Origin of the sequence: Bacillus sp. FSL K6-1284 (genome assembly GCF_038002625.1) — a bacterium.
Classification (GTDB): domain Bacteria; phylum Bacillota; class Bacilli; order Bacillales; family Bacillaceae; genus Bacillus; species Bacillus paralicheniformis.
The window spans coordinates 1928706-1951766 of record NZ_JBBOCW010000001.1 but is presented as its reverse complement, the minus strand read 5'-3'; the positions used below and the strand labels follow the sequence as shown (position 1 = coordinate 1951766).

At 46.9% G+C, this 23061-nt stretch carries 21 protein-coding genes; 1 reads left to right on the top strand and 20 read right to left on the bottom strand.

Translation table 11 applies throughout. The features are described 5' to 3' along the window. Positions 1-4: 4 nt before the first annotated feature. From mutS to MHB72_RS10070, 3 genes are all read right to left on the bottom strand, one after another. Positions 5-2614: a DNA mismatch repair protein MutS gene (gene mutS, locus MHB72_RS10080; protein WP_216920594.1), complete on the bottom strand. Its 2610-nt coding sequence runs from the start codon at positions 2612-2614 to the stop codon at positions 5-7. A 110-nt stretch (positions 2615-2724) separates the two neighbouring features. Next, on the bottom strand, positions 2725-3273 hold the full coding sequence (cotE, locus tag MHB72_RS10075) for an outer spore coat protein CotE (RefSeq protein WP_020451464.1): 549 nt from the start codon (positions 3271-3273) through the stop codon (positions 2725-2727). 302 nt (positions 3274-3575) lie between these two features. After that, the gene (locus MHB72_RS10070) at positions 3576-4556 is read right to left on the bottom strand and encodes an aldo/keto reductase (protein WP_216920592.1); all 981 of its coding nucleotides are present in this window, start codon (positions 4554-4556) and stop codon (positions 3576-3578) included. A gap of 152 nt (positions 4557-4708) precedes the next feature. On the opposite strand from MHB72_RS10070, the gene sigZ reads away from it, so the two are divergent. Then, complete coding sequence (gene sigZ / locus MHB72_RS10065; RefSeq protein WP_216920590.1) at positions 4709-5239, top strand: RNA polymerase sigma factor SigZ; 531 nt, start codon at positions 4709-4711, stop codon at positions 5237-5239. A gap of 191 nt (positions 5240-5430) precedes the next feature. On the opposite strand, the gene MHB72_RS10060 is transcribed toward sigZ, so the two are convergent. The 17 genes from MHB72_RS10060 to yfmF form a co-directional block, all read right to left on the bottom strand. Next, the gene (locus MHB72_RS10060; protein WP_216920588.1) at positions 5431-5862 is read right to left on the bottom strand and encodes a RicAFT regulatory complex protein RicA family protein; all 432 of its coding nucleotides are present in this window, start codon (positions 5860-5862) and stop codon (positions 5431-5433) included. A 1-nt stretch (position 5863) separates the two neighbouring features. Then, on the bottom strand, positions 5864-7393 hold the full coding sequence (miaB, locus tag MHB72_RS10055; RefSeq protein ID WP_216920585.1) for a tRNA (N6-isopentenyl adenosine(37)-C2)-methylthiotransferase MiaB: 1530 nt from the start codon (positions 7391-7393) through the stop codon (positions 5864-5866). Positions 7394-7536: 143 nt separating this feature from the next. Continuing rightward, positions 7537-8712 carry a glycine C-acetyltransferase gene (locus MHB72_RS10050; RefSeq protein WP_020451461.1) on the bottom strand — a complete coding sequence of 392 codons (1176 nt, stop codon included), beginning with the start codon at positions 8710-8712 and terminating at the stop codon, positions 7537-7539. Between the two features lie 14 nt (positions 8713-8726). Then, on the bottom strand, positions 8727-9770 hold the full coding sequence (gene tdh / locus MHB72_RS10045; protein ID WP_216920825.1) for an L-threonine 3-dehydrogenase: 1044 nt from the start codon (positions 9768-9770) through the stop codon (positions 8727-8729). Between the two features lie 124 nt (positions 9771-9894). Further along, complete coding sequence (locus tag MHB72_RS10040) at positions 9895-10815, bottom strand: dipeptidase (RefSeq protein WP_216920583.1); 921 nt, start codon at positions 10813-10815, stop codon at positions 9895-9897. A 105-nt stretch (positions 10816-10920) separates the two neighbouring features. Beyond that, positions 10921-11181, bottom strand: a complete 261-nt coding sequence (gene spoVS / locus MHB72_RS10035; RefSeq protein ID WP_003181955.1) for a stage V sporulation protein SpoVS — start codon at positions 11179-11181, stop codon at positions 10921-10923. A gap of 201 nt (positions 11182-11382) precedes the next feature. Beyond that, positions 11383-12180, bottom strand: a complete 798-nt coding sequence (locus MHB72_RS10030; protein ID WP_020451458.1) for a TIGR00282 family metallophosphoesterase — start codon at positions 12178-12180, stop codon at positions 11383-11385. An 86-nt stretch (positions 12181-12266) separates the two neighbouring features. After that, on the bottom strand, positions 12267-13826 hold the full coding sequence (rny, locus tag MHB72_RS10025) for a ribonuclease Y (protein WP_020451457.1): 1560 nt from the start codon (positions 13824-13826) through the stop codon (positions 12267-12269). Positions 13827-14167: 341 nt separating this feature from the next. Beyond that, complete coding sequence (gene recA / locus MHB72_RS10020) at positions 14168-15214, bottom strand: recombinase RecA (RefSeq protein WP_035338734.1); 1047 nt, start codon at positions 15212-15214, stop codon at positions 14168-14170. Positions 15215-15381: 167 nt separating this feature from the next. After that, complete coding sequence (locus tag MHB72_RS10015) at positions 15382-16632, bottom strand: competence/damage-inducible protein A (RefSeq protein WP_020451455.1); 1251 nt, start codon at positions 16630-16632, stop codon at positions 15382-15384. Between the two features lie 19 nt (positions 16633-16651). After that, complete coding sequence (gene pgsA / locus MHB72_RS10010) at positions 16652-17233, bottom strand: CDP-diacylglycerol--glycerol-3-phosphate 3-phosphatidyltransferase (RefSeq protein ID WP_003181921.1); 582 nt, start codon at positions 17231-17233, stop codon at positions 16652-16654. A 66-nt stretch (positions 17234-17299) separates the two neighbouring features. Further along, on the bottom strand, positions 17300-18202 hold the full coding sequence (locus MHB72_RS10005) for a helix-turn-helix domain-containing protein (RefSeq protein ID WP_216920581.1): 903 nt from the start codon (positions 18200-18202) through the stop codon (positions 17300-17302). 17 nt (positions 18203-18219) lie between these two features. Next, positions 18220-19011, bottom strand: a complete 792-nt coding sequence (locus MHB72_RS10000) for a YmfK family protein (RefSeq protein WP_003181917.1) — start codon at positions 19009-19011, stop codon at positions 18220-18222. Positions 19012-19258: 247 nt separating this feature from the next. Continuing rightward, complete coding sequence (locus MHB72_RS09995; RefSeq protein WP_020451452.1) at positions 19259-19516, bottom strand: DUF3243 domain-containing protein; 258 nt, start codon at positions 19514-19516, stop codon at positions 19259-19261. Positions 19517-19586: 70 nt separating this feature from the next. Beyond that, complete coding sequence (gene ymfI / locus MHB72_RS09990) at positions 19587-20318, bottom strand: elongation factor P 5-aminopentanone reductase (protein WP_020451451.1); 732 nt, start codon at positions 20316-20318, stop codon at positions 19587-19589. Positions 20319-20405: 87 nt separating this feature from the next. Continuing rightward, on the bottom strand, positions 20406-21692 hold the full coding sequence (gene yfmH / locus MHB72_RS09985; RefSeq protein WP_025811427.1) for an EF-P 5-aminopentanol modification-associated protein YfmH: 1287 nt from the start codon (positions 21690-21692) through the stop codon (positions 20406-20408). Continuing rightward, positions 21689-22969: an EF-P 5-aminopentanol modification-associated protein YfmF gene (gene yfmF, locus MHB72_RS09980; RefSeq protein ID WP_035338740.1), complete on the bottom strand. Its 1281-nt coding sequence runs from the start codon at positions 22967-22969 to the stop codon at positions 21689-21691. Before yfmF ends, yfmH begins: the two co-directional genes overlap by 4 nt. Positions 22970-23061 lie beyond the last annotated feature (92 nt).

Here is a 23061-nt window from a genome sequence, read left to right as displayed (position 1 = left end):
TTTGTTACTTTAATTTTTTTTGCAGCCTGTACAGTTCATTCATGACTTGTATAGGCGTCATATCGAGCAGATCCATCGTTTTAAATTCGGCTAAAACAGCCTGCTCTTTTTTGGAGAGCTTCGTCTCTTTTTCTTTCGGCTTGTCCGTTTCAAAAAATGACAGCTGGGCCGGTTGATCTGCAACAGTTGCCGCGACTTCTTCCGCCGCCTCTTTTACCGTATTCGGAGCCGTTGATGGAACCGCTTCTTTGGCGCCGGATTCAAGCTCTTTCAGGATCGTTTTCGCCCTGCTGATCAAACCGTCGGGCAATTCGGCAAGCTGCGCGACATGGATACCGTAGCTTTTATCTGCTGCACCTTCTTTTATCTGGTGAAGGAAAACAACCTTTCCTTCGTATTCTTCCGCACGAACGTGAACGTTCTTCAAATCGGCAAGCTTTTCTTCAAGGGACGTCAGCTCGTGATAGTGAGTGGAAAATAAAGTCTTCGCGCCGATGTGCTCGTGAACGTACTCGATGATCGCCTGCGCAAGCGCCATTCCGTCGTAAGTGGACGTACCCCGGCCGATTTCGTCAAATAGAACCAAGCTGTTTTTCGTCGCATGAACGATCGCATTTTTGGCTTCAAGCATTTCCACCATAAACGTGCTCTGTCCGGATATCAGATCATCCGCTGCACCGATTCTTGTAAAGATCTGATCAAAGATCGGCAGCACCGCTTTTTTGGCAGGAACAAAACAGCCGATCTGCGCCAAAATGGAGATCAGCGCCATCTGTCTCATATACGTGCTTTTCCCGGACATATTCGGCCCTGTGATTAAAAGCATCCGTCTTCCTTTCCCCATTTCACAGCTGTTCGGAACGTAAGACTGGCTGTCCATCACCTTTTCTACGACCGGATGCCGTCCGTCGATCACCTGAACGACGTCCTCGGAAAACTCCGGTTTAACATAGTGGCGGTTTTCGCTGATCGTCGCAAAACATTGGAGCACATCAAGCTCGCTCATCATTTTTGCCAGCTGCTGCAGGCGCGGAATATATTCCTTCACCTTGCTGCGAAGCTCGGAAAACAGCTCATACTCCAGCTCGCAAATATTGTTTTCCGCTTCGAGAATCAGCGCTTCTTTTTCTTTCAGCTCCGGCGTGATGTAGCGTTCTGCATTGGTCAGCGTCTGCTTCCGTTCATAGCGGCCTTCTTCAAGCAGATGGATGTTCGCTTTCGTCACTTCAATATAATAGCCGAACACCTTGTTAAAGCCGACTTTTAAAGAGCGGATTCCCGTGTACTCGCGTTCCTGCTGCTCAAGCCTTGCGATCCAGTCTTTTCCGTTCTTGCTTGCGTCCCTGTATTCATCCAGCTTGGCGTGATAGCCGTCTTTGATCAAGTTCCCCTCTTTTAATGAAAGCGGCGGATTCTCGTATAGCGCATCTTCCAAAAGATTCAAAAGATCACCGCACGGATCGATTTTCTCGGCGCGCGCTTTTGCTTTCGGATGGTCGAGGGAGCCGACAAGCTGTTTGATGGCCGGCACTTGTTTCAGCGATTCCTTCAGCTGGATCAAATCTCTGGCATTGACGTTGCCGTATGCGACCCTTCCGGCAAGCCGCTCGAGGTCGTATACTTCCTTCAGCCGTTCGCGCAAATCTTCCCGCTCAAACAAATGGGCGATCAGCGTTTCGACGATTTCCTGGCGCTCTTCGATCTGTCCCTTTCTGATCAGCGGCCTGTCGATCCATTGCTTTAACAGCCGTCCTCCCATGGCCGTTTTCGTTTCATCCAAAAGCCAAAGAAGCGAGCCTTTTTTGTTTTTTGAACGGATCGTTTCCGTCAGTTCAAGATTGCGTTTCGAGTACAAATCGATTTTCATCGCTTCTTCGAGCTCGTAAGCCTGAACGTTTTGAAGGTGGTCAAGGCTTCTTTTCTGCGTCCGCTGCAAGTAGACGTAAAGCCTCATAAACGTATCGACAAGCTCTTTGGACGCCAGTCCGTTCACAATGTCAGGCACTTCATCTGCTTGTTCATCCTCAAAAGAGATCGTGGCGCCGCAGCGCTCTTTTAACAGCGCGACGTCTTTCTCGTCAAGGTTGCGGCTGACGACGATTTCCTTTGCTCCGACAGAGTAAATCTCGGAAATGACATCATCAAGCCTTTCGATAACCGTTACTAAATTCTCGCCCGTCGTCAAATCGGAAAAAGCGAGCCCGTATGTATGCTGAAATTCACTGACAGAGGCGATAAAGTTGTTTTCATTTTCATGAATCCCTTTGCCGTCCATCACGGTGCCGGGTGTGATCAGCTGCACGACTTCCCTTTTGACGACTCCTTTGGCCGATTTAGGGTCCTCCACCTGCTCACAGATCGCGACTTTATAGCCTTTTTTAATGAGCTGTTCGATATACGAAGAGCAGGAATGATAAGGAACCCCGCACATGGGGATTCGTTCGCTCGATCCACCGTCTCTGCTCGTCAGCGTGATTTCGAGTTCCTGAGACGCCTTTTTTGCATCCTCAAAAAACATTTCATAAAAGTCTCCAAGACGAAAAAATAAAAAGGCATCCTGATACTCTGCCTTAATCTTTAAATATTGCTGTATCATAGGCGTGTAGCCTGCCATATTTAATCCCTCACTATGTATAAACATTTCTATTGATTCCAACTCTCATTATACCATAAAGATTCATGCTGAAAAAAAAGAAACTAGGGCGGTGTTTCCCTAGCTTCCTTTTATTCTTCTGGATCTCCGACCAAAAACTCCGGATTGATATCCTCAAGTTCTTCGTCAAGTTCTTCTTCCCACGCTTCTTCTTCATCGCTTTCCGTCCAATCAGAATTGACCTCAACGACGACCTTCGTCTCGCCGACGACCTCTGATAAAAATTCCCTTTCCGCCTGTACAACCACTTTGTTTCCGTTCGGGGAAATGGTCACTTCAAGGCAGTTCGGCTGCTGAAGCACCTTCGCAATGACTTCGTGTTCATCATCTAAGTAATTTTTGTCGCGATACCGGAGCTTAATGACATCAACATAGGAAACGCGTTCTGTCACAACTTCGGTTTTGGTGTTGTCCGCATATGAATACCAGACGTTGATATCATATGTCCCTTCAATTTCCACGGTTTTTCCGATTTTTTCGGCGTCATACTTATGATTGATAATCCAACCGCCTAAAATACTGGTTGGCTTTTGCGAAGGGGAGATTGTATGAGTGGACTGGGTGAATTTCCGGCCTTTCGCGACCACCGCTTTAGTAATAATTTCCCTGTATTCAGACATTCGGTCATGCCTCCTTGTTTTTCCTCGTATTATCCTATGCTGGGCATTCGTCTAATGTGCGTTCCTTGAGAAATCAAAATAACATTCCCATATAATGAATCTGTTTAAGTGTATGCACATAAAAGGATAAACTTGACTTAAATCAGAAAAGAAAAAGACAGACCGAAAACCGAATCTTTTCAATAAGCCGTCACGGCGGGAAATTGAATAAAAAAATGGCACCCACATTGTTGTCAACATCCATTTGAAAAAGTTTCTTTATGATGTTGTGTCTTCATTATTCTTAATCTAATAGCACTCTGCTACCAAGCGTACACTTCAGGCGTTTCCCCTCCGGGTCCGGGGAAGATGTCGCTCAGCTCGCTGAGTATGCCCTCATCCAGACTGATCTCAACAGCTCTGATTGCATTCCGAAGCTGTTCTGCGTTTCTCGGCCCTATAATGGGAGCGGTCAACGCCGGATTTGCCAGCACCCATGCCAAAGCAACGTTGGCTTCTTTCTCCCCAAGCTCCTTGCATAAAGACGAAAATCTTTCGAGCTGTGAGCGGTGTTTTTCAATGAGGTCTGCCCTTTTGGCTGTCCGGGTTCCGACAGCACCTTTCAGCGCATGGCCTCCGAGCAGCCCTCCTCCAAGAGGACTCCACGCTACTACACCCAACCCGAGATCTCGTGCTGCCGGAAGCACTTCCATTTCCGCCGTTCGCTCTAATAAACTATACTTATGCTGTTCTGTCACAAGCCCCATGAAATTACGTTTCTCAGCTGCAGCCTGTGCCTTGACCAAATGCCACCCCGCGAAGTTGCTTGAGCCGATATAGTCAACCTTTCCTGATCGAACCTGGCTTTCAAAAGCTTCCCATATTTCATCCCACGGCGTCCGCCGATCGATATGGTGCATTTGATATAATTCTACATGGTCTGTCTGCAGCCGCTTCAGCGACCTTTCCAGATGGCGCCGGATTTTATAAAGAGACAGGCCCCTCGCATCGTTTGGACCGTCATTCGGATCAGAAATTGGTTCATATACTTTCGTCGCCAGAACGACTTTCTCACGGCGCTGTCCCCCTTTTGCAAACCATTTTCCGATGATGCTCTCTGTCAATCCTGCATTCTCTCCCCAGCCGTAGATATTCGCAGTATCAAAAAAATTAATACCCGCATCAAGCGCTTCATCCATGATTCGGAACGCGGTTTTCTCGTCTGTATCGACCCCAAAATTCATCGTTCCCAGGCATAAGCGGCTGACGCGCATACCTGTTCTTCCTAAAAAGGTATATTTCAAAACAAACCTCTCCCCATTCATTTTTTGCAGCAGGGCTTACTGGAAAGCAAATGATTCAACAACCTTCCAGCTTCCTGTTACGATATAAAGGACGAAGCAGCTTTTAAAAGGACGCAAAAGCAAAGAAAATGTTAAGCAGGAGGATTTTTCAATTGAATGTAGAGGAACTGTGGAATCAATATCACGAACCGTTAAAAAAATTTATCACATATAGAGTACATGACCATTCGATGGTTGATGATCTATTGCAAATCGTTTTTATGAAAATCCAAATTCACCTCCCGAATGTACATGATGAACAAAAAATCCCCGGCTGGATCTATCGGATTACCCGAAATACCATTATTGATTTTTATCGCACAGAAAAATCAATTGAACAACTCACCGAGCATTTTGAATACCCCGGCGATTTCGACGGGGAAAATTATACGAAGGAAGCGGCTGCGTGTATTCGCTCAAGCATAAATAGACTGCCCCAAAAGTATCGGGAGGCGCTTGAACTGACCGAAATCCAAGGATTATCACAAAAAGAGTTGTGTAAAAAAATGGGGATTACTTATTCCGGGGCAAAATCAAGAGTGCAACGGGGAAGGGCAAAATTAAAACAGCTGATGATGGGATGCTGTCATATTGAATCAGATCGATATGGAAATATCGTCGATTTTCGTATTTTAAAAGAATAGCTTTAGGGCATGATCGGCCTCACTCAGCACCAGCACGCCGGTGCGCGTCACTCTGTCCCCCGACAAGGCCGAGCTGAACAGCAGGCTCGAATTCGAGCCTCGCCTGTGCTTCCATAAAAAAAGCTTGTCAATCAAAGACGTTTTTTACGGCTTTGTCGACAAGCTAGGCGCCTTTAAAAGGCGCCGCCAAATTATAGAGAACAGCTCGGTGATGAATTTTTTACTTTTGAACCGGTCTCGCCTTTCAGCAGGTCTCCCCCGGTCGATGTGATGATCTCGTTTGTCACTTGGTTTGATATTGTATGCGCGACGAGCTGCAGAAGGTCGTTGACTTCCATTTGAGAATCTCTGAACTCTTGAATAATCGGGATCGCGTCAAGCTCTTCCTGAAGCGCGTCAATCTTTGCTTCCGTTTGTTTAAGCGCTTCGTGCTTTTCGTAATGTTTAAAGTTGACGGCTTGCTTTTGGAGGGCTTTGATTTGGTTGATAATGCCCGTTATTTTGGCATTCTCATTAATCTGTGCCTCCGCTTTTTTGAAAAAGTCGACTTCTTCCGTTTCGGCAATCATTTTTGCGAGCTCCCGCGCTTTTGCAACAATCTCTTTTTTCGTATAAAGCGTCACTTTATTTCACCTCGATTACTTCTCCTACCATTTCTCCGTCAAGCGACCAAGTTTTCGCCTGGTGGATTTTCACGTTGACAAGCTGGCCGATCGCTTCTTTCGGTCCTTTGAAGTTGACAAGCTTGTTTTTCCGTGTATAGCCGGCAAGGATATCAGGGTTGTTTTTACTTTCACCCTCTACTAACACTTCGACAACCTGCCCCTCATATTCCTTCATTTTCTTCGCGGAAATTTCGTTGACCACTTCATTTAATCGCTGAAGCCGTTCTTTTTTCACGCGCATCGGAACATTGTCTTTCATTTTTGCAGCTGGCGTTCCTTCGCGAGGCGAGTAGATGAACGTATAGGCGCTGTCAAATTCAACTTCTCTGTATAAGGAAAGCGTTTCTTCAAATTGCTCATCAGTTTCGTTCGGGAAGCCGACGATAATGTCTGTTGTTAAAGACGCGTTCGGCATCGCTTTTTTAATTTTGGCGACAAGCTCGAGATAGCGTTCGCGGTCGTATTTGCGCGCCATCAGTTTCAAGACATCCGAGCTTCCGGACTGAACAGGCAGGTGGATGTGGTCCAGAAGGTTCCCGCCTTTTGCGAGCACCTCGATCAGATGATCGTCAAAATCACGCGGATGGCTTGTCGTGAAGCGGATTCGCGGAATATTGATTTTGCGGAGCTCATCCATCAAGTGTCCGAGTCCGTATTCCATATCCTCGAAATCTTTGCCGTAAGCGTTGACGTTCTGTCCGAGAAGCGTGATTTCTTTATAGCCTTCAGCCGCAAGTCGTCTCACTTCCTGAATGATTTCTTCGGGACGTCTGCTTCGTTCTTTTCCTCTTGTGTACGGCACGATGCAGTACGTACAGAACTTGTCGCAGCCGTACATGATGTTGACCCAGCCTTTAATTTTGCCGGTGCGGACTTTCGGAAGGTTTTCAATGACATCGCCTTCTTTAGACCACACTTCGATGACCATTTCTTTTGACAGATAAGCTTCTGACAAAAGTTCCGGCAAGCGGTGGATATTGTGTGTACCGAAAATCAGATCGACGAACGGATGTTTCTTTAAAATCCGGTTGACGACTGATTCTTCCTGGGACATACATCCGCATACGCCAAGGATCAAATCCGGATTGTCTTTTTTCAAAGCTTTTAAATGGCCGATTTCACCGAATACTTTGTTTTCCGCATTTTCGCGAATGGCGCATGTGTTTAACAGAATCACATTGGCGTCTTCAGTCGAATCGGTCGGCTCATAGCCGAGGGTCATGAAAATACCGGCCATGACTTCTGTATCGTGTTCATTCATCTGGCAGCCGTATGTGCGGATGTAGAACTTCCGTCCTTCACCCATCCCTTTGTACTGCTCGGAAATTTTAAAATCGCTATGGTATTTAACCTCTTCTTTGCCGCGTTTTTTCGCATCTTTTAAGGAAGGCGGAACATAAACAGCTTCGAAGTACTTGCTGTAATCCTTCTCGGATTTTTTGTCCGATGGATTGACCTGTCCGCTTTCAATGCGCTGTTTCTCATTCATGTTTTTGATCTCCTTTCAAACAAAGCTCCACTCTTCAGTATAAAGGTTCTCGGTTGTCAGCACAACCCAGAACATATCATTGTACACTAACTGAAAATGATTATCAATGGTTATTTGCTTTGTTTAAAAAGAAATCGACGAGTTTAAAGCAGACCCGCTTTTTTGGCGCCGGTTTCAATGATTTCAAGGGCTTTATCAAGTTCTTCTTTCGAATGCTGGGCGGTCATGATCGTTCTGATCCGCGCTTTGCCTTTCGGGACGGTCGGAAATACAATGGCCTGGGCAAATAAACCGAGCTCGAAAAGCGTGCTTGAAAAGCGGCATGCCTCGGCTTCATCACCGATTAAAATCGGCGTGATCGGCGTTTCGCTCTTAATCAGCGGAAGGCCGATTTTTTCAAGCTCTTTTTTGAAGTACGAGGTATTGTCCCAAAGCTTTTTAATTAATGAAGGTTCCTCCATCAGCACATTGACAGCTTCAATGCATGCCGCAGTGACGGCCGGCGGATGGGAAGTACTGAAAAGAAACGGTCTGCCTTTATGCTTTAAATAGTCGATCAGCACCTTGGAACCGGCCGCATAGCCTCCTAAAACACCGATCGCCTTGCTGAGCGTGCCGACTTGAATGTGAACCTTCCCGTCCAGTCCGAAATGGTGAACCGTTCCGCGCCCGTTCTCGCCGAGAACGCCGGACGCGTGCGCGTCGTCGACCATGACAAATGCGTCATACTGTTCAGCGAGCCGGACGATTTCGGGAAGCGGCGCGATGTCTCCGTCCATCGAAAACACGCCGTCTGTAACGATAAGCCGCATTCTGTAATTCATTGATTTTTTTAAAATCTTTTCTAAATCTTCCATGTCCGCATGCTGATATACTTTTTTGCCCGCTTTGGTAAGTCTGATGCCGTCAATGATGGAAGCATGGTTTAATTCGTCTGAGATGACGATATCATCTTTGGTGAGAATGCTTGAAAGAATGCCTTGATTTGCGGTGAATCCGGACTGGAATACGAGCGCAGCTTCAGTATTTTTAAATGAAGCGAGCTTCTTTTCGAGCTCATCATGCATGGTGAATGTTCCGGCTATTGTCCGGACCGATCCCGTTCCAGCTCCGTACCGTTTTACCGCCTCTTCGGCCGCTTTTTGGAGGCGCGGATGTGACGTCAACCCGAGATAGTTATTGGATGAAAGCTGAATGATGTCTTTTCCCTTCATTTTGACAGTTGATCCTTGCAGCGATTCGATGATCGGCAGTTCCTGAAAAGTTCCGTTTTCTTTCATTGTATCAAGCTCGGAAGCTAAAAAATTAAATTCTTTCATATCCATCTCTCCCTTCACGGTATCAATACGACTTTTCCGCATTGCCCTTTTCTCATCAGTTCAAAGCCTTTTTCAAACTCTTCCATCGGGAAACGGTGGGTGATGACAGGCTTGATTTGAATCGTACCGGACTGGAGAAGACCGCTGACCTGCCTCCACGTTTCAAACATTTTGCGGCCGGTAATTCCCTGAACCGTCAATCCTTTAAAGACGATATCATTTGTCATATCGATGCATACGGGATGCTCGGGCAGACTTAAGACATGCACCCGCCCTCCGTTCGCAGCCATTTTTAAACTTTGGCGGATGGCCGTCGGATGGCCTGACATTTCGCAAACCAAGTCCGCCCCTTCACCACCAGTTAAAGCGCTTACATTTTTGAGCGGATCTTCTTTTTCAACGGAGATGATATCGGTTGCCCCCATTTGCAATGCAAGGTCGAGCCTGTATTCGTTTTTATCGATGGCGATCACTTGTGACGCGCCTGACGCTTTTGCAACTGCCACGGCCATCAATCCGATCGGTCCGCAGCCGACGACAGCGACTTTCACTCCAGCTGTCATTCCCGTCAGAACCGTATGCACGGCATTTCCGAGCGGTTCTTGAATAGAAGCGAGATCCTCAGGCATGTCGCCCGGATTTTTCCAAATGTTTGCGGCAGGCACTTTGACATATTCAGCAAAACAGCCGTCTGTATCGACACCGAGAATCAGCGTTTTTCTGCAGACATGCTCTTTTCCGGTCAAACACGGCAGGCACTTTCCGCAAACGATGTGCGTTTCTGCCGAAACATACTCCCCTTCTTGTACCGCAGTCACATTTTCCCCCACTAGTACAACCTCGCCGGAAAATTCGTGGCCAAACACATAAGGCGGTTTCACCCTGCTTTTCGCCCATTCATCCCAATTATAAATATGGACATCCGTTCCGCAAATCGATGCGGCTTTGACTTTGATCAGCACCTCGTGTTTGTCGATCTTCGGTATCGGGACGAGCTCGAAGCTGGCGCCTGGCTCCCCCGGCTTCTTGATAAGCGCCTTCATATTTCCGTCCAAGATGAACAGACCCCCTTTGCAAAATCGCTTTACAAAAGGATTGTAGCACGATAATTCATATTGGTAAACACCTGTGTCCTCCTGAGAAAAACAGATGAACACCCTCTGAAAAATGTATGATATTTTTTTAAAATGGGATGCGGCTGAAGAAATTTTGAAAGAGAAATCCGTCGACTTGACTTGGTGTATATGAGCGCTGCAAAGCTTCGATCAGATTCCCGTAATCTTTGTGGGCTTCCAGACCCGAAATGACCCGGTCGATGCCGTCAAAATCAGATCCGAATCCGATATGCCGCTCGCCTCCCAAAGAGCAGACATGGTCAATATGTGAGAGGATATCTTTGATCACAGGCGTTTTTCCGTTTCTCACGAATTCAGGGACAAATGTCAAACCGATGACGCCGTTCTTTTCAATAAGCGCTTTGATTTGATCGTCTTTTAAATTTCTCGGATGAGGGCAAAGGCTGTGCGCATTCGAATGAGAGGCGATCGGATACGCTGCCGTTTCAACCGCACCCCAAAAGCTTTTCTCTGATAAATGGGAGAGATCGGTCCATGCCCGGTTTTTGTTCGCCTTGCGAATCAGCCTTTCCCCGTAAGAAGTCAAACCTGCGTTTCTTTCTTCTAAAGCGCCGTCTGCGAACGTATTGGCCCAGTTCCACGTCAGGCCGAAACTTCTGACTCCGAGCTGAAAAAAGATGTCAAACAGCCTTAAGTTTTTTGAGATCGGCTCACAGCCTTCCATCGTTAGAATGATGCCGGTTTCATCGCTTTTGAGCTTGTCGATATCGGCTTTATGTTTGATCAGTTTGATCCGCTTGTACTTTGCAATTTTTTCGTGAAACAGCCGGATCTGCACGAGCGCCATTTCAAGCCTTATTGTGTCGGGTACGGTTTCGGGCAGAAAAATCGCCAGACACTGCACTTTCGCCTTTCCGTTTAACAGAGCCTGAACCGGCGTTTGAAGCGACGGGTCACTGTATTCATTAAGTTTCGGATTTTTCCAGAGCTTCAGCAGCAAATCAGAATGGGCATCAAAAATTTTCACGTTCATCCTCTCCCGGCTGCATTTTTCAAAAACGGCTAAACCAAAAACAACCCGCTTACGTGAAAGTAAGCAGGTTGAAGCATTTGAAAAAGAGTGATTTTTCTATCAGCGAGGCTCTACGATTAGCTTAATCGCTGTTCGTTCTTCACCGTCAATTTGAATGTCCGTAAACGCCGGAATGCAAATCAGATCGACACCGCTCGGTGCTACAAATCCCCGTGCAATCGCTACCGCTTTAACAGCCTGATTTAATGCTCCGGCTCCGATTGCTTGAATTTCTGCAGCTCCTCGTTCCCTCAAGACTCCTGCGAGCGCACCTGCGACCGAGTTTGGATTTGATTTTGCTGAAACCTTTAATATTTCCATTCCTGCTCCCCCTTAAGTTTACAATGGATAAGTGAGTGTTCATTAGAACAATCATTATTAGATGTTGCTATTTTCAAAGCCATCCCCTTTTAATTGCTTTTCAAAAATAGCAGGGTACCTTCCATTTTTACTATATTCACTATAGGACCGGGATATTCCTGCTTTCCTTTTAATATTTTTCTAAAATGATTTTCTGTTCAGTCATTCAAAAAACATGTGGTCATCATTAATTAATATCCGGTCAATTTTAACGGCTTTCTTGTTCTGTTCGTCAATGTCAATGACAACTCCGCTCAGTGTTGTGCGGCCTTCGGCAATCTCAAAACGAACGGGCAGGCTCGTTTTAAATCGCTTGATAATCGTCTCGCGGTCGACGCCGAGAATCCCGTCGTAAGGCCCTGTCATCCCTACGTCTGTTATATATGCCGTGCCTTTCGGAAGAATGCGGTTGTCAGCTGTCTGAACATGCGTATGCGTTCCGACAACTGCTGACACGCGGCCGTCCGTATACCAGCCGATCGCCTGCTTTTCGCTTGTCGCTTCGGCATGAAAATCGATAAAAATGAACGGTGTTCTTTTTGACGCTTCTTCTATTAATTCATCAGCTTTTCGAAAAGGGCAATCGATCGCAGGCAGAAATGTGCGGCCTTGCAAATTGATCACAGCCAGTTCCTTCGAACCGTTTGTTTTTATGTATGTGATGCCTTTTCCAGGCGTGCCTTCGGGAAAATTGGCGGGTCTGACGATCTGCGGCGCATCATCAATAAAATCAAATATTTCCCTTTTATCCCATGTGTGGTTTCCCATTGTGAGAACGTCGGCTCCCGCTTGAATGAGCTGGTGGTATATTTTTTCGGTAATGCCTTTTCCGTGTGCGGCGTTTTCTCCGTTGACGATGACGGCGTTCGGTTTATATTTCAGCTTCAGCTTCGGCAAATAGGTTTTGATCATGTCTCTGCCGGGCGAACCGACAACATCTCCAATAAATAAAATTCTCATCATTTGACCCTTTCTTTTTTAAAATAGGTTTTAATCATAGTGTTACACAAGGAAACAAAAAAATAAAGTGGCGCATTCGCACCACTTTATTTTGCGTATTCAACGGCTCTCGTTTCCCTGATCACGGTTACCTTGATGTGTCCAGGGTAGTCAAGCTCGTCCTCGATTCGTTTTCGAATATCACGCGCCAAACGATGGGCTTCAAGATCGTTGATTGAGTCAGGTTTGACCATGATCCGCACCTCTCGTCCCGCTTGTATCGCGAATGATTTTTCAACACCTTCGTACGATTCAGAGATTTCTTCCAGCTTTTCAAGCCTGCGAATATAGTTTTCGAGCGTTTCGCTTCTTGCGCCTGGTCTTGCGGCGGACAGCGCATCGGCTGCGGCCACGAGCACGGCGATGATGGAAGTCGGCTCCTGATCTCCGTGGTGAGATGCGATACTGTTGATGACAACTGGATGCTCTTTATACTTAGTGGCCAGTTCCACACCGATTTCAACGTGGCTTCCTTCCACCTCATGGTCAATCGCTTTCCCGATATCATGAAGAAGTCCTGCCCTTTTTGCGAGCGTCACGTCTTCCCCGAGCTCTGAAGCCATCAGGCCTGTCAGAAACGCCACTTCCATTGAATGTTTCAGTACATTCTGTCCGTAGCTCGTTCTGAACTTCAAGCGGCCGAGGATTTTGATTAAATCGGGATGAAGACCGTGAACTCCAACTTCAAACGTCGTCTGTTCACCCATTTCGCGGATGTAATCATCCACTTCACGGCGGGATTTCTCAACCATTTCTTCGATTCTGGCAGGATGAATGCGGCCATCCTGAACGAGTTTATCAAGAGCGATCCTGGCTGTTTCACGCCTGATCGGATCAAATCCTGAAAGGATAACGGCTTCCGGCGTATCGTCGATGATCAGATCGATCCCCGTCAATGTTTCCAATGTACGGATATTACGTCCTTCACGTCCGATAATGCGGCCTTTCATCTCATCATTTGGAAGGTTGACAACTGAAACCGTCGTCTCGGCCACATGATCTGCCGCACAGCGCTGTAAAGCCAATGAAAGAATATTTTTCGCTTTTTTATCAGCCTCTTCTTTCGCTCGATTTTCACTTTCTTTCGTCATGATCGCGATGTCATGGGAAAGCTCGTTTTCAACCCGTTCCAGAATGATTTGCTTCGCTTCATCTCGCGTCAGACTTGAAATACGCTCCAACTCTGACTGCTGCATACGAATCATTTCATCCACTTTGCTTTCCATCTCTTCAATATGTTGTTGTCGTTCATTCAGAGAATGATCTTTCTTCTCCAACATCGCTTCCCGTTTATCTAATGATTCATCTTTTCGGTCAAGGTTCTCTTCCTTTTGAAGTAAACGGTTTTCTTGTTTTTGAAGCTCATTTCGTCTTTCACGAACTTCTTGTTCAGCTTCTATCCGAAGCGTATGAATCTCGTCCTTTGCTTCAAGAAGGGCTTCTTTTTTCAACGCTTCAGCATCCCGCTTTGCGTCTCCAAGAATTTGTTCGGCTGCATTTCGCGCACCTGAAATTTTTGCTTCGGCAATGATTTTACGAACATAGTAGCCAACAACTAAACAGAATAGGCTCAGCAAAATGGAGATGAGAATTGCTAAAGGATTCATAACTTTCACCTCCTCTTGCTATGAACTTGTCTTGCTAAAAGTAAGTGTCGGCATGTACATTGTACTTCTTCTCAACATACAGAACCTTCACAGGGAGTGAAGCGGCTTCACAGCCCTTGTCAAGTTTAAATGTTTATCAATCATGTTAAGAAAAACAAGTGATACAATTTCATTGTAATTGTGTGGGAAATACTTGTCAAGCTTACGGTCTTAACGTTTCCGGATTAAACGCCTTTTCAAACGGCGCGGATGAAGGAGATGGACAAAGGAGCTGCGTCTGAATGCGCAGATGAAAGGAAAAGGCTGCCGATCGGGCCGGCAGCCTTTCACATGTTTCATGATTAAAATTCGAGTTCTTCTTGAGCTTGGGCCTCGTCTTCCTGAGCAGGAACAACGCCTCCAGTGTCCAAACCGTAGTGCTCCCGGATCTGCTCTTGAATCATCAAAAGGATGTCCTTGTTTTCTTTCAGGAACTGTTTGGCATTTTCACGGCCTTGACCAAGACGTTCCTCCTGATAAGAGTACCATGCACCGCTCTTCTGAACGATGTCAAGCTCTGTTCCGAGATCGATGATTTCCCCTTCTTTTGAAATCCCTTCCCCGTACATAATGTCCACTTCGGCAGTCCGGAATGGAGGGGCCACTTTGTTTTTCACGACTTTGATTTTCGTCTTGTTCCCCATGACATCGTTGCCTTGTTTCAGCTGCTCTGCGCGGCGCACTTCAAGGCGGACAGAAGAGTAGAATTTCAGCGCTCTTCCGCCTGGCGTCGTCTCAGGATTTCCAAACATGACGCCGACTTTTTCACGAATCTGGTTAATAAAGATCGCGATGGTCTTCGATTTATTGATCGCTCCGGAAAGCTTACGAAGCGCTTGAGACATCAGTCTGGCCTGCAAACCGACGTGGGAATCCCCCATATCTCCTTCGATTTCAGCTTTCGGCACAAGCGCTGCCACAGAGTCGATGACAACGATATCCACCGCTCCGCTTCTGACAAGAGCTTCGGCGATTTCAAGCGCCTGCTCGCCCGTATCAGGCTGTGACAGCAAAAGCTCATCAATGTTGACGCCCAGCTTTTGTGCATAGACGGGGTCGAGCGCGTGCTCGGCGTCGATAAACGCCGCCTGTCCGCCCTGCTGCTGAACTTCGGCAATCGCATGAAGCGCCACCGTCGTTTTACCGGAGCTTTCAGGCCCGTATACTTCAATAATCCGGCCGCGCGGGTATCCGCCCACTCCAAGAGCCGTGTCGAGCGCTAAAGAACCGCTCGGAACTGTTGAAATTCTCGTTTCAGTTTGTTCGCCGAGTTTCATAATCGAACCTTTACCAAACTGCTTTTCTATTTGTTTAAGCGCCATATCTAAGGCTGCCTGACGATCACTCATTCTATTTTCCTCCTTTATCACTTCCGCTATATCTACTATACCTTGTTTGCGCGGATTTGCCAAGAAAAAAGCGAACGCATATTCGATTTTTTAAGAGGGAAAAATCGATCTCCTAAAATGGAATGACTTTTTTCATAAGAAAGATATACCGAAAATCCGGTTTCCGCTTACTTTTCCATCATTTTCAGCAACAGATGGCAGCCGTATTTGGCAGAACGCTTTCGCACCGCAGACCTGGATCCGGCGAACTGAAATTCGAACGCTTCTTCAGCCTGGTCCTTCACGGAGATGCCGATAAACACCTTTCCTGCCGGATGGCCTTCTTGCGTATTCGGCCCGGCTACTCCAGTAAAGCTGATGCCGATATCGCTTCCTGTTTTGACTCTGATGCCTGCGGCGAGCTCTTTTGCGCATTGCGCGCTGACCGCACCGTAGCGCTGCAGCGTGTCTTCAGCAACGCCGGCCGCTGAAACTTTCAATTCGTTTGTGTAGCAGACGGCGCCGCCTTTGAAATATTCGGAAGCGCCGCTCATTTCCGTCAGCCAGGTGGAAAAAAGCCCGCCTGTAAAGCTTTCCGCAGCGGCCAAGGTCATTCCCTTGCTCCTGCATGCTTTCGCAAGCTCTTCTGCAAGAGATGTATCATCATACCCGTAAAAGAACTCTCCGACCCGCTCCAGGATGAGGTCTTCCGTTTCTTTTAACAAGCGGTTTGTCTCCTTCGGATCCGCATGCTTTGCCGTGAGCCTGAGCGTGACTTCCCCGTCGGCCGCAAGCGGGGCGATTGTCGGATTAGTCTGCGCATCGATGAGATCTTCCAAATCGGTTTCAAGCTGGGATTCTCCGATGCCGAAGAACCGTAGCACCCTTGACACGATCTTTTCCTTCGAGCCGAGCTTTTCCAAAATCAGCGGCTTCGCTTCGTTTTCAAACATCGGCTCCAGCTCTTTCGGAGGTCCCGGCAAGAGCATATAAAAGCGCGATTCATGCTCAAGCAGCATTCCCGGAGCCATCCCGAAGCGGTTCGGCAGAACATCGGATCCTTCGAGGATCAACGCCTGTTTGCGGTTGTTCGGCGACATCTCCCGGTTCGTTTTTCTGAAGTAATCCTGAATCGATTCGAAGGCTTCATCGTCGAGCTTAAGAGGGCGCCCGACAACTTCAGCGATCGTTTCTTTTGTCAAATCGTCTTTCGTCGGTCCGAGGCCTCCCGAAAAAATGATGAAGTCAGACCTTTTCTGAGCTGTCTGAATGACTTGTTTAAGGCGTTCCGGGTTATCTCCCACCGCCGTGTGATAAAAGACGTTAATGCCGATTTCGGCCAAATGCCTGCTGATAAACTGAGCATTTGTATTAGCGATTTGTCCGAGCAGAAGCTCAGAACCGACAGCGATAATTTCCGCTTTTCTTTCCAACTTCATTGTTTCCACTTCCCCACGTTTAGTTCGATGTTTTTAAAGCATCCCAGTTTTTAGCGAAATAATCCCATCCTGATACGACTGTGAAAAAGACAGCCACCCATAAAGCAAGCGATCCGAACGGGAAGGATACAAGCTCAAATGGAAGATTGTGAAGCAAAAGAGCAGAGATGGCGATGATCTGAGCCCATGTTTTCACTTTTCCAAGCATGTTGGCCGCGACGACTTCCCCTGTTCCCGCAAGGACGAGCCGCAGTCCCGTTACGGCAAATTCCCGGCTGATAATGACAATGGCCATCCAGGCCGGAGCAAGATGGTAATGCACCAGAATAATTAAAGCGGAAGACACGAGCAGCTTGTCTGCAAGCGGGTCAAGAAATTTTCCAAAGTTTGTTACAAGGTTCAGCTTTCTCGCGTAATAGCCGTCAACCCAATCGGTGACAGAAGCAAAAATAAACAACAGTGCGCCGATCAAATGGGTGACCGGAATCGACTCGCTGCCGAAGGAGACAGCCCCCCACTGAAACGGCACAAGCATGATGACCATAAAAACAGGAATTAATGCGATTCTAGAAAGCGTGATTTTATTCGGTAGATTAAACATAAAGGTTCCTCCAGATATGTATGTTTTCCTAATGATGATGAACGCAAGAAAAAGTCATCTGTGCAATTAAGATGACTTTTCCTCCTTTTTATTTTGAATCGTTATGTTTTGTGTCATCACAGTCTTAGGATCGAGCTTGTAAGAAAGAACTTCTCCGTTGATTTTAATTTCAACGCCCGGCGCATATCCGATCCGCAAATCAATTTGCGATTGATCGGTAATATTCTTTTGAAAGGTTTCTCCTTTTTTCATCATTCCTTCTTTAAGGGAGCTTCCTTTCTCGTCGCGCACCCTGACCCATGAGTTTGCGTTTGCCTTTACTTCAAGCTCCAGCTTGTCGGATCCTGATACTTCATAAGTTGTGGAAGAGCCTTCGCTTGCGGTCGCTTTCATGGTCAGCTTGTCGTTCTCATCAGACTGCTGATCCTTTTTTTCTTTGTCGCCTTCAGCGCTGTCTTTCTGCGCATCCGTGTTCTGTTGATTTCCCTTTGTCAGCGGGGAATCTTTTGAGACGTCATACTTGCTTTGCGATTCCTCTGTCTTAGGCTCTTCAGCCTGCTGGTTGCCTCCGCCGTTTACAGCCTGAACGATGACGTAAATGATCGCGATCACAACGATAACGCCGGCTGCCACAAGCAGGGTAGGCAAAAGTTCAAGCGCTTTTGAGGCAGACTTGGGCAGCTCTCTCTGCGGCTTGATTGAAGAAAGCTTCTCAGAAACCTCATCATTGTAAGAATTAGGGATATCTTTTTTAAACTCTTCAAACAAGAGCTCCGAGTCGAGGCCGACAGCTTCGGCGTACTGCTTGATAAAAGCCCGCACATAAAATTTTCCCGGAATGATATCATAGTTTCCTTCTTCAAGGGCCATTAAATACCTTTTCTGGATCTTTGTGGCCGCCTGAAGATCGTCCAATGACATCCCTTTTTCCTCTCTGGCTTCTTTCAGCCGATTTCCTAGTTCAGTCACAACAAACACCTTCCATTTTAAAAATCAAAGCCGGAAAAACCTGAATGGTCAAACATCTGCGGTTCTTCAGCATGTTCATATGTAATCACCTCATCGGGGCTGTTACGCAATTCGATGATGTAATCAAAATCGTCCATCGTATATTCCGTATTTTGCACGAAAATGTCCGGATGCTCGACAACTTTGGTCGCCGGCAGCCGCATGATCTCACTGACGAGCTGCAAATGGCGTTCAGATCCTCTTCTCGTCGACACAATGCCGTCCAAAATGAAAACATTCTCCGGACTGTACTCATCGGCAATCAGCTGGCTTCTGATCGTTTGCTTCAGCAGTGTCGAAGAAACAAAAAGCCACCTTTTGCTTGCACAGACACTTGAAGCGACAATTGATTCCGTCTTGCCGACGCGGGGCATTCCCCTGATCCCGATCAGCTTGTGCCCGTCTTTTTTAAACAGCTCAGCCATAAAATCGACAAGCAAGCCAAGCTCGTCGCGTTCAAACCGGAACGTTTTTTTATCGTCTGCATCCCGCTGGATATAGCGGCCGTGCCTTACAGCGAGACGGTCACGAAGCTTCGGCTCGCGGAGCTTCGTCACTTTAATCGTATCCATCGTGTTCAGAATCGATTCCAGTCGCTTAATCTGATCTATATGACGGCATTTTAACAAGAGGCCTCTTCTTTGAGTATCGACGCCGTTAATGGTCACAATATTAATTGAAAGCATCCCCAATAAAGAGGATATATCTCCCAGAAGTCCGGGACGGTTGACTTGTATTTCATATTCTAAGTACCATTCGAGCTTTGCCAAATGATAACCTCCCTACCCATCATCGTGGCAAAAATTTACCTTCCTTTATCATAAAGCATTTTGTCTCAATTAGAAAGCAGAATGTTGTGATTAAATAAGAAAAACGTCCGTTTCCCATAATCGGGAAAAACCCGCTGTAACGGCGCCTGGATGATGTTTACCCTATCGGGGTGGAAAGCAAACAACAAAAGCGGTGCCGCTGACAAAGCCGCGCCTATAAAAAAGAGAGAGTGAACACACTCTCTCCTTAATGCGAGCCGTTGTTTTCAACAAGCTTAACCATCACATTCGCAATGGCGCGCTGCTCTTCTTCGGAAGCCACGCTCCAAAGGTCCGCGAGCACTCGTTCTTGATGGTTTTTTGAATCAACCTCACCGGCCAAATAATCGCCGATCTCATATGCGAGATCTGAGATGGTTTCGTTTGACATTCCTCTTTCTTGGGCATAGTTCAAACGGTCGCCCAAAAAGTTTTTCCACTGATCCCAATTATCCAGTACGGACATATCAGGCCCCTCCATTCTCTTGAAGTTACAGCCTTATTATTCTCTGGGGGACCGCAAACTATACATGTTTTTAACAATGCCAGCCGCCATTAACTGACAAAATTTGACCCGTGATATAAGATGCCTTAGCCGAGAGCAGAAACAGCACGGCGTCCGCAACCTCTTCGGCTTCGGCGAGCCTTCCCATCGGAATCTCATCGGCGATCATCTCTTCTTCCTCTTTTGAAAACGAGCCCATCATCCTTGTTTTCACAGCGCCCGGAGAAACGGCGTTGACTCTGATGCCGCTTGGCGCAAGCTCTTTTGCGAGGGCTTTGACAAACACATTTTGCGCGCCTTTTGTCATGCTGTATAAAACTTCGCACGACGCCCCTGTTTCACCCCAAATGGAGCTGACAGCTACAATTGCGCCGGATTTTTTCCTGATCATCGCCGGCAGCAGATTCCTCGTCAACAGAAACGGGCTTGAGACATGGAGCTGCACCATGTCCTGCACAGCCTCATCAGTCATGTCTGTCACAAGCCCGCGAAAGCTTTGACCGCTGTTTAAGACGATGCCGTCAAGCGCCCGCCCGCCGATGGAAGCGGAAACGGCTTTTGCGCCGCCGGGGTCGGATAGGTCGCCGTGAATGATTTCGGCGTGAATGCCGTATGTATGTGACAGCCTTTCTGCAAGTGCTGCGGCTGCCTGCTCATTTGTATGGTAATGGAGGAGAAGATCATACCCGTTTTGCGCCAGCTTTTCGCTGATGCTTTGCCCGATTCCGCCGCTTGCACCGGTGATAAGAGCGAGTTTTGTCATACTATGTTTCCACCTTTCCGTTCAAAAGAAGAAAGGTTCAGCGTGCATCGGAAAATCTCCTGACACGCTGAACTTTCAGACCTTGCTTTATGATTTTGGAACGACTTTGCAGACGGTGATTCTGTCTTCTTCGATTTCTTCCTGGATGACGCGGTGAACGTCCTCAAGCGTAATCGATTCGAGTACAGTGACGATATCAAACAGACTCGTCTCCAGAAAAGCGTACCGTGTAAACTGGTTGGCGATATACTCAGGCGAATTCATCGATTTTAAGAAATTGCCGATTTTTTTCTTTCTAGCCAGCTCCAGCTTTTCGGCTGTGATCGTTTCTTTCGCCTTGAACAGCACTTGTTTCAGCTCCTCGGCAAGCTTGTCGGGCTCAGGCGTATCGCCGCCGACAGAAACGAAACCAAATCCGTGTTCTTCGGTATAGTCATAGCTGAATGTCTCATCGATATACCCTTTTTCATAAATTCTTTCATAATCGCTGGAGCTTTTGCCGAACAGGCACTCGAGGATGAGGTTGATGGTCAGCTCATGCTTCAGCAGGGCTTCTCCCGTATTCATCGGATGAGCGCTTTTTAAACCGACGAGGCACTTTGAGCTTTGAACATTCATTTTAATTTCCTGTTCTTTTTTGAATACGGCTCCAGGCTCTTTAACTTCTTTGCGAACGATTTCAGGCTGGTCTGTATACGGCTTTTTCTGCTGATTTTCGCGGACCTGGCGGATGATCGCTTCGGGATCGACCGGACCGACGACAAACAGCAGCATATTGCTCGGGTGATAGAACGTCTCATAGCATTCGTACAAAAGGTCTTTTGTAATATGCGAGATGCTTTCGATCGTGCCTGCGATATCAATCCGGACAGGATGCTCCTGGTACATGTTTTCGATCAAGCCGAAAAACAGACGCCAGTCTGGGTTGTCGTCATACATGTTGATTTCCTGTCCTATGATGCCTTTTTCCTTCTCAACCGTTTTTTCCGTAAAGTAAGGGTCCTGCACAAAATCGACGAGCGTTTCCAAGTTTTCTTCCACGTTGGACGTGCTCGAAAACAGGTAGGCCGTTCTGGTAAAGGAGGTAAACGCATTTGCCGAAGCTCCCTGCCTGCTGAATTGCTGAAAAACATCGCCGTCTTCTTTTTCGAAGAGCTTATGCTCCAAAAAGTGTGCGATTCCGTCAGGCACACGGACCATTTCTTCTTTTCCAAGCGGGACAAACTGATTGTCAATCGATCCGTATTTTGTTGTAAAGACCGCATATGTCTTGTTAAATCCTTCTTTCGGAAGAACATAGACATCGAGGCCGCCAGGCATTTTTTCGTAATATAATGTTTCCTTCAGCTGTTTAAATTCGATCGTTTTCGTCAAGATGCTCCCTCCGTCCCTTTGAGAAAGTACGTTGTATCCAAATCGATTTTCTTCCCGACTTCGATAATCTCGGCTTTTCTGACGTTGTCGATTCGTCCAAGCCAGTCTTCAAGAGAAAATTCGGTTTGGGCGGCAGCCTGCTGATAAATAAATTCGACTAAGCCGTACGGTGTATCAAGCGTTTCAAGAATCTGGTTTTTAATGACGGCTTTCGTCTGGTCGATCGCTTCTTCTGTAAAGCTGCCTTTTTTCATTTCCTGGAACTGCTCCTTGATGATGTCGACGGCTTTTTGATAATTGCCGACTTCAATCCCCGACATCACCATCATCAGCCCTTTAAAGCTTTCGATTCTGGAAGCCGCATAATAGGCAAGGCTGGCCTTTTCCCTGACATTAATAAACAGCTTTGAATGTGAAAATCCGCCAAACAAACCGTTAAACAGCTGAAGCGCCGGATAATCATCATCCGTAAAATGCGTTCCCGTCCGAAATCCCATGTTCAGCTTGCCTTGCTTGACATCCGCATCCTCGACGACTTCCTGAGGCTCCTTTGCGCGGATTTGCTCAAGCTTGGGAACGGGTCTCAGCTCCCGCTCGTTTACTTCGAAGTATTTGGAAATGTACGAATCCACCTGCTGTTCATCCACATCCCCAACGACGTAAATGTCGAGCTGGTCTTCTGTGACCGCTTTTTGATAAGCTGCATACAGGCTTTGAGGCGTGATGCCGTCCACATCATCAAGCTCTCCGTTGACGTGAAGCGCGTATGGCTCATCTTTGCACATCACCTGAATCAGCCTCAAATTTGAATAGCGCATTTTGTCGTTATATACCGCCTGTATTCTTTGCTTTAGTGTGCGTTTTTCCTGAGACACGTACAGCGGCAGAAAAGCTCCGTCTTCAAGCGCCGGCGAAAAAATGATCTCTGACAAAAGCTCGAGCCCTTTTTCCAGAAGCGGTGTCTGATCCTTTAAAAATTTTTCGTTTGCGATATCGAGCCTGAATGTAATGACATGCATTTCCCCTTTTTTGGAGAGATCGCATGATACGGAAGTGCCGTAAAGTTCATCAAGATACATTCTGAGTTCTGAAGTTTTGGGGCGGGTGCCCGTTCCCCGCAAAAGCACATGCGGAAAAAGCGCCCTCTCTGTCACATCTTCCTTTGTTAAAGGAGCAAGCATTTTAAAAATAATCGAGACGGTTTTGAATTTTTCCGTTTTGACGATGTGGCTTGTCAATCCGCGGTGCTTTCTTTTTATTTCGTTAAGGTATGTCATATAGAACCTCCTTCGTCCTTGTTTATATTATGTATTATGACCACATTTCAGCATATGCGCTTGGACTGTATGGTTGTAATTATATCAACTGG